Genomic DNA, 7,274 nt, shown 5'->3' with positions numbered 1-7,274 from the left:
CCCTCACCCGGCACCAGCCATGCCTCGGAGCGCCCACGATAGAGCGCTCGGCTTGGCCGCAGCCGCCTAATCCGAAAGCATTACCGTCCTCCCGGGCGCGGCCCGATTCCGAGATTTTGCAGACGATCTCCGCCCCGGCGGCGCCAAGTGCCCCGCGCAATCGCTGTACAAGGAAGTGCTGCATCGTCCGGATGAAGGACTCGCATGTCATCAACTTCCTGTTTTGGCGAAAAACGGCGCTCTCCGCCCCTCTTCAGAAAATCCATGAAAGATTCGTAAAACCATTGGTTAAGTTGTGATGTCGCAACCCGCCGATAGTTTGGTCACTAATAATGTGCGGAGTTTTGTGGATGAAGATTGTCATTGGGATTGCGACAATTAACCGGCCGGTGGTACTCCGACAAATGTTGGAGAACCTTCTTCTTCAGATCCGTGCTCCAGATCATATTGTCATCTGCGGGAGCAAGCCCGCCGATACCGAGGGCATCAAGAGCGCCTTTCCCTCGATCGATCTGATCTACGCCAACGCTGGGGCCTCGGCCCAGCGCAACGCCATCATCCGCGCGTCGGTGGATGCCGACGTCATTCTCTTTCTCGATGACGATTTCTTTCCGCAGCAAGACTATATCCTGGCGCTGGAGCGCCATATGGCAGAGCATCCCAAAACCGTGGTGGCGACAGGACGGGTGATTGCCGACGGCATCAATGGGCCCGGCCTCTCCGTTCGCGACGCTATGGCACTTCTGGCGGCGGATTGGTCGCAGTATCGTGACAGGCCCGCCGCGAACGGTCAGAGCACAGAATTCTCCGGCTACGGCTGCAACATGGCTGTCAGGATGGCGGAGATTCGCCGCGCCCGGCTGGCCTTCGACGAAGCTTTGCCGCTCTATTCCTGGCAGGAAGACGTTGATCTCTCGCGACGACTGGCGGTGTTCGGCAATGTCGTCAAACTTGACGCGGCGCGCGGGGTGCATCTGGGGGTAAAGTCGGGGCGCGGCTCCGGCGTTAAGCTGGGCTATTCTCAAGTCGCCAATCCGCTCTATCTGGTATCGAAGCGTGCAGGCTACCCCTTGGGTCGTGCGGCCGGCCATATCAGCAAGAATATTGCGAAGAACCTTGTGCGTTCAGCCTGGCCCGAGCCCTATGTGGACCGTCGCGGGCGCCTGCTCGGGAATCTTTTCGCGATTTGGGATCTTTGCAATGGCCGCATGTCGCCTCAACGAGTTCTCGATTTGTGATTGTTCCGTTATGTAATCGTCTTGGCGATTTTTCACGCCGGACTGGTTGTCGGATCATTTTAATCGCCAGCTTCACGTCATAAAGCCTGCGCCGTCAGGGGCAGCGGCTTGCAACCCGCGGCCGCCGGCCGCCCGCGCGGGACACCGCGCGCCAACTCGCCCAGAACAGCATCCCACCGTCTCGCGGTATCGGCAATCCGGCTCGCCCGGTACCAGGCGCCCCGCGGGGTCTGCAGAGACCTGCCGGTCTGCCCTGTCCCAAAGCCGACACATTTGCGGAGGAAAAGACCGCGCCTGAACAAAAGACAGCCCGAGGGACTGGCTTGCGTGCCAAGCGTTTCGAGAACTGACGCGATCGTGGTCTCATACCATGCTGGACTTAAAAAGAAGATCAGAGTGACCGCAGGCCCCACGCTCCCCACCGTCACCCTTCCCGTCCCCCCTTCTCCTTCCCGCTACCGCCGGCAGCTGCCGACCCGCTTCGGCCTGCTGATCGCAATCGCGATCCTGCGCGCGCTCGGGCCGGAACGCGCATCCAACCTCGCCGGCACCGTCGCTGCCGCGATCGGCCGGCATCTCGGCGCGTCCCGGATCGCGGATCGCAACCTCGCGCTCGCCTTGCCCGATCTAACGCCCGCGGCACGCAGGCGGGTCATCACGGAAGTCTGGCGCAACCTCGGGCGCAACGTGGGCGAATTGCCGCATCTCGCCGCTTTGAAGCGGAGCACCCATGGGCCGGGCTGGGAGTTAGTGGGCGAAGAGAACCTGCCGCAGGGCCAAGCCATCTTCTTTTCCGCCCATTGCCACAACTGGGAGATGATCCTGCCGATTGCCGCCCAGCTCGGCCTCGCGGTCTCCGGTGCCTATCGCCGCGCCTCGAACCCGGCAGTCGAAGAGGTCATCCAGAATCTGCGCCTCGCCGCCCATGGCAACCATGTCACGATGTTCCCGAAAGGCGCGGCCGGCGCCCGGGCGGCGATTGCGCATCTTGCCCGCGGCGGCTCGCTCGGGCTGCTCGTCGACCAGAAGATGAATGACGGCATCGCCGTTCCCTTCTTCGGCCGCATGGCGATGACGGCGACCGCCCCAGCCCAGTTCGCGCTTCGCTTCAACCTGCCGCTGGTGCCGATCCGGATCGAGCGCATCGGGCCAGCGCGCTTGCGCCTGGTTTGCGAGCCACCGCTCGCCGTGCCGCGGACCGGCGACCGGGCAGCGGATATCCGGGCAATCACCACCGCCCTCAACGCGCGGGTGGAAGCCTGGGTGCGGGCCGATCCCGGCTCCTGGCTTTGGCTGCACCGGCGCTGGCCGAAGCCGGAATGTCCCTCGGCCCCAGCCTGACGGCGAGCACGGCCGCGCGCCTTCTGTTGAAGTGGGACCCGGGCCATGGCATGTCTCAAGCCTCGGCCATGGCAGCCTGCGGCGTGGGCCGCCCTTGCGACAGGAACGGATCATGAAACGTCTCGGCCTCGCCACAATCCTCGCTACCGGCGCACTCATCGGTGTCGCCCAGGCCGGCACCTATGGCTGCCAGGACCAGGACAAGAAAGCGGCGAACCACAACGCCGAGGACCCGACGCGGCCGGGCACGATCGGCGGCTGCGGAACGGGCCAGTACAAGCTGGAGGACTTCCAGAAGAGCCAGGAGCAGCTCAAGAACAAGCAGATCATGACGGGACCGAAGCGGCTCAACGGCAGCGACGGATTCTGAACCGACACGTCCTCCTCTCCCGCTCGGATCCTGAGTCCGAGGCTTGGCCCCTTCAGGCCGAGGAAGAAGAGGCGGCGGCCGCGCCACGGATTCCGCCCAGGCCGCCGCCGCTGCTATCGACGGGATGCATCCCGGTCCCAACCCGGTCCTCACCCGCGACCCCACCCGGTGCCGGCGGCATGGTCTTGAGCAGTTCCTCGGTCAGATATTCCGTCTCGATCCAGCGCAGCACGAGCTCGATCACGGATTTAAGATCGCGCAGATCCTTCTCCGTCCAGGCCCGCTGGGCTCCGTCCTGACCCAGCCAGACGGCGCGGCGCCCGACGTCGCGCACATTCGCATCCCCGACATAGGTCTCGATACACGTCGCGAGAGGCGTGGCCTCGATGGCGGCGCGATCCTCCGGCCGGCGTGAGACGACATAATCCTTGATGAGAAATTCCAGCGCCTTGCGATAGCCGAAGCCCGCGACCTGCCGCAGCCCCTCGGCCTCGGCCCGGTAGCATTCCTGATACATGTCGCAGTAATTGGCGGAAATGCGGACGACAAAGTCCGGCAGCGTCGGCACCGCCGTCTCCTTCGGGCGGCAGGTGAGAAAGCCGTATTGGCCGTTTCTCTTCTCGTAATAGCCGAGGAAATATTCCCGACAAGCATCGCTTGGGCAGATGAAGACGACAGTAAGACTGCCGTCGTAGACGCGGCCCCCGATGCCGCCGGTCATCACATTCGGGGTGATGCGCGTATGGCAGACGGGGCACATGTCGGGGCGACGATCGATCGTGACCTGCCCAATGCCGGCAAGGTTGAAGACGGAGGGCATGCGTCTGGTCTCGTACCTGCTTGAGGATCATTCCGGCTTAAGGATGGTTCCTTGCGGAGAATGGTTCGGCCCGGCGGATGACGCCTCAGGTCCTTTACGACAGAGAAATTAACGGGCGTCGAATGGGATTTGAACGAGGCCTTAAGGCCTGCTCGGCTTCAGAAAATCCGCAGGGCTTCCTGCGGGATTTTTCTTTGGCGCGGCCGGCTAGGCGCCCCCGGCTAGGCGCGGCCGGCTAGGCGCGACCGGCTAGGCGCCGCCGGCTAGGCGATCACCGGATAGGAAATCTCTAGAACCTCGATCAGCTCTGGTCCGCGAGGCGTGCGCACCGTTACCTCGTCACCCTGGCGCGCACGCAGCAAGGCAAGGGCGATGGGCGATCCGATGCTGATCTTGCCCTCCGCCATATCCGCCTCGTCGACACCGACGATGGTGACGCGACGCGCCTCGTCCCGATCGTTCACGAAAGTCACGGTTGCACCGAAGAAGACGCGATCCCGCTGGCTTTGGGCCGCGGGGTCCACCACTTCGGCATGGGCGATCCGCCGCATCAGAAAGCGCAGCCGGCGGTCGATCTCCCGCAGCCGGCGCTTGCCCTCCTTGTAGTCGGCATTCTCGCTGCGGTCGCCATTGCCCGCCGCCCAGGAGACAATCTCCACCACGCGGTGACGCTCCTCCCGTCGGGCGGCGAGTTCCGCCTCCAGCCGGGCGAAGCCCGCCGGCGTCATGTAGAACTTGCCGCCCGGCAGCCGGGGCGGCCCCTCGTCCTCGTCGTCCTCGTCGAAACCCATGATCCCGCCGTATCGCGCCATCCCGTCTATCCGTCGACCATAGCCACGGAGATGCGGGACGCCAAATCGGCAGGACGCCGCAAGCACACCGGGGCCGCGTGAGCCAAGCCATTTCTTTTTAAATACGCAACGGTTTGCTATTCAGGATGTCAGGCAAGAGCGCCTGGAGGCGCCTGCCGCCTTGCTTCCTATCATCGTGGGGCATTGCATGTTTCTGGCTCGCGCACTCCGCCGTACCGCCTTTCTCATCTTCTGGCTCATGTCGGCCTATCTTGTGCTCGTGCTCCTGATCGCGCTCAGCGACCAGGGGCAGATGACCGGAGAACTGGCCGCGACCAACCAGGCACCGAGCCTCTATCCGATGTGGTATGCAGCGCCCGACGTGCTGGACGCAGCCCGGCTCGGCATCATTCTCTATCCGATCGCGGCCGTGGCCTTTCTGATCGCGAGCCTGATCAGCTTCGCGGCACGCGCGGACGACCCGGTTGCGGGAGAGCGAATGCCGGAACTGCCGCCCGAAAGCCCCCCACCTGCGCCTGAAGAACGGCCCCCGATGCCGGCGACCCGCCTGCGCGCGCCAGGCACGCTTTGCATTCTGGACCAGATGTTCGTGATCCAGGCCATCGGCGCGGATGCCGCCGATCTGTTCGGTCTGGGGCCGGCCCAGCTCGTCGGCCACCCCATCCTGCCTCTGGTGGCGCCGGTGGATGCTGGCCGGCTGCAGGAAGCGGTGCTTGTCGCCCACGCCAATCCTGGCCGGCCTATCCCGCTTGACATCGGCATTCGCCAACCGGACGAGACCGTCCTCAAGGTTCAGGCGGAATGCCACGCCCAGGCCGGCTCCCGCGGGCCGGAAACCTTGCTTCGCCTGCTGCCGCTGCCCGAGCGCGGCCCGGTGAACGATCAGCTCTCGGCCATCTGGTACTAACGTCCGGCCGCCGCGCTCTCAATGCGCGATCGACTGGATGAAACTCGCGAGACGCGGATTTTGCGGAGTCTCGAAAATCGCCTCGGGCGGACCGCTTTCGAGAATCTGGCCCTCGGCACAGAAATGAACCCGATGCGCAAGGCGCCGGGCAAAGCTCATCTCGTGGGTCACAATGATCATGGTCCGCCCTTCGGTCGCGAGCGCGCGGATGGTCTCGAGCACGCCAGAGACCAGTTCGGGGTCGAGTGCGCTGGTCGGCTCGTCGAAGAGGATGAGCGCCGGCTGCATGGCGAGCGCACGCGCGATGGCGACCCGCTGCTTTTGCCCGCCCGATAGCTGATCCGGATAGAAATCCTGTCGCTCCAACAGCCCCACCCTGCGCAGGAATTCCTGCGCCTCGGGGATTACCTCCGCCTTTCGGCGCCGTAGCACATGCACCGGCCCCTCGATCACGTTCTGCAGCACGGTGCGGTGCTTGAGCAGGTTGAAATGCTGGAAGACCATGGGCATGCGGCTGCGCGCCCGACGCAGCACCGCGTCCGGTGCCACACGGAAGACATTCCCGTCCTCGCTGCAGAGCCGCTCCTCGCCGAAGGTGATCTCGCCGCTCGTCGGGCGATCGAGGAAGTTGATACACCGGAGCAGCGTTGACTTGCCGCCGCCGGAGGGCCCGATGATGAAGGTGATCTCGCCGCGGTGAACGGTAAGGTCCACCCCGCGCAGAACCTGGGTATTGCCGAAGCTCTTGTGCAACTGGCGGACGGCGATCATGGGCGCCTCGCTCATACCGGCACCCCCGTGGCCACAACAGGCAGCATCCGCACCTGCTCGGGCGACACGAAGCCGCGGCGAAGGTAGGCGGGTGTCAGCCAGCGTTCGATCACGGCGACCAGACGCGAGCTCAGGAAGCTCATGGCGAAATAGATGATCGCCACCATGAAATAGGTATCCATACTGTCGAAGGTGTTGGAGATGACGATGGTGGCGTTGCGCAGCAATTCATTCACCGCGATGAAGGAGACCAGGGAGCAGTCCTTGAGCAGGGCGATGAAATAGCCGCCGACGGTCGGAATTGCCGTCAGCATCGCCTGCGGCAAAATGATGCGCCAGTAGATCATGAAGCCGGACATGCCCATGGAGAGGCCGGCCATGCGCTGCCCGTCATCCACCGACTGGATTGCGGCGCGGAACACTTCCGAGAGATAGGCGGCGAGATTGAGGCTGAGGCCGAGCACCCCGGCCCAGAAGCCGGGCAGCGTGATGCCGACATTGGGCAGGGTGAAATAGATCACGAGCAGCTGCACGATCAGCGGCGTGTCCCGCCAGATCTCGACGAAGGCGTTGAGCGGCCAAACCAGCCACCACCGTCCGGACATGCGGCCGAGGGCGACCGCGAGGCCCAGGACGAGGCCCACGACCATGCTGACGAGCGAAAGCTCGATCGTCACCACCGCGCCCGACAGCAGGAAGGGAAAATGCTGCGGGATCTGGTTGAACAAAAAATCGTACACGGTCAGGCGGCCCCGTTTTCGTTGCTTACTGCTTCATCAGATTGGCCTGCTGGTCGCTCCAGACGCCGTATTTCTTGAGGATCGCTTCGCGCGTACCGTCCTTATCCATGCTCTCAAGCGCGCCATTGATGGCGGAAAGCAGGGCGGGACATTCGGGGCGGACGGCGATCGCGAGGGAACCCAGACGATAGGGTGCCTTGGCCTCGGCTGCCGCCCATTCGGGCTTCGCGTGATAGGCGATGGGGTCCCCCACGGTGCGGAGGTTCTTGAGCTTT

10 protein-coding genes are annotated in these 7,274 nt (G+C 64.1%); 4 read left to right on the top strand and 6 right to left on the bottom strand.

Features of this window, described 5'->3' with window-relative positions:
- Positions 1–211: hypothetical protein (locus VL752_RS19140; RefSeq protein ID WP_325357701.1), on the bottom strand; the 211-nt coding region annotated here is incomplete at its 3' end.
- A 139-nt stretch (positions 212–350) separates the two neighbouring features.
- On the opposite strand from VL752_RS19140, the gene VL752_RS19135 reads away from it, so the two are divergent.
- From VL752_RS19135 to VL752_RS19125, 3 genes are all read left to right on the top strand, one after another.
- Entirely contained in the window at positions 351–1,238 is an 888-nt protein-coding gene (locus VL752_RS19135) for a glycosyltransferase family 2 protein (protein WP_325357700.1), read from the top strand.
- Between the two features lie 468 nt (positions 1,239–1,706).
- Complete coding sequence (locus VL752_RS19130) at positions 1,707–2,579, top strand: lysophospholipid acyltransferase family protein (RefSeq protein ID WP_408863184.1); 873 nt, start codon at positions 1,707–1,709, stop codon at positions 2,577–2,579.
- Between the two features lie 112 nt (positions 2,580–2,691).
- Entirely contained in the window at positions 2,692–2,949 is a 258-nt protein-coding gene (locus VL752_RS19125; RefSeq protein ID WP_325357697.1) for a hypothetical protein, read from the top strand.
- 52 nt (positions 2,950–3,001) lie between these two features.
- Here the strand turns inward: VL752_RS19125 and VL752_RS19120 are convergent, their stop codons facing one another.
- Together VL752_RS19120 and greB are read right to left on the bottom strand one after the other, a co-directional pair.
- Positions 3,002–3,769 (bottom strand): hypothetical protein, encoded by a 768-nt coding sequence (locus tag VL752_RS19120; RefSeq protein WP_325357695.1) that lies wholly within the window; start codon positions 3,767–3,769, stop codon positions 3,002–3,004.
- 263 nt (positions 3,770–4,032) lie between these two features.
- On the bottom strand, positions 4,033–4,581 hold the full coding sequence (gene greB / locus VL752_RS19115; protein WP_408863182.1) for a transcription elongation factor GreB: 549 nt from the start codon (positions 4,579–4,581) through the stop codon (positions 4,033–4,035).
- A 187-nt stretch (positions 4,582–4,768) separates the two neighbouring features.
- On the opposite strand from greB, the gene VL752_RS19110 reads away from it, so the two are divergent.
- Positions 4,769–5,488 carry a hypothetical protein gene (locus VL752_RS19110; protein WP_325357693.1) on the top strand — a complete coding sequence of 240 codons (720 nt, stop codon included), beginning with the start codon at positions 4,769–4,771 and terminating at the stop codon, positions 5,486–5,488.
- A gap of 18 nt (positions 5,489–5,506) precedes the next feature.
- Here VL752_RS19110 and VL752_RS19105 read toward each other — a convergent pair whose 3' ends face one another.
- The 3 genes from VL752_RS19105 to VL752_RS19095 all read right to left on the bottom strand — a co-directional run.
- A complete protein-coding gene (locus VL752_RS19105) occupies positions 5,507–6,259 on the bottom strand; it encodes an amino acid ABC transporter ATP-binding protein (RefSeq protein ID WP_413788778.1) in 753 nt (250 codons plus the stop codon).
- An 11-nt stretch (positions 6,260–6,270) separates the two neighbouring features.
- On the bottom strand, positions 6,271–6,999 hold the full coding sequence (locus VL752_RS19100) for an amino acid ABC transporter permease (RefSeq protein WP_325357689.1): 729 nt from the start codon (positions 6,997–6,999) through the stop codon (positions 6,271–6,273).
- Positions 7,000–7,024: 25 nt separating this feature from the next.
- Positions 7,025–7,274, bottom strand: a 250-nt coding sequence (locus VL752_RS19095; RefSeq protein WP_325357687.1) for a transporter substrate-binding domain-containing protein, incomplete at its 5' end; no start/stop codon positions are given.

The sequence above is a fragment of the Acidisoma sp. genome (assembly GCF_035492295.1).
In the GTDB taxonomy this organism is placed as follows: Bacteria; Pseudomonadota; Alphaproteobacteria; order Acetobacterales; family Acetobacteraceae; genus Acidisoma.
This window is presented reverse-complemented; position numbering and strand designations above follow the sequence as displayed.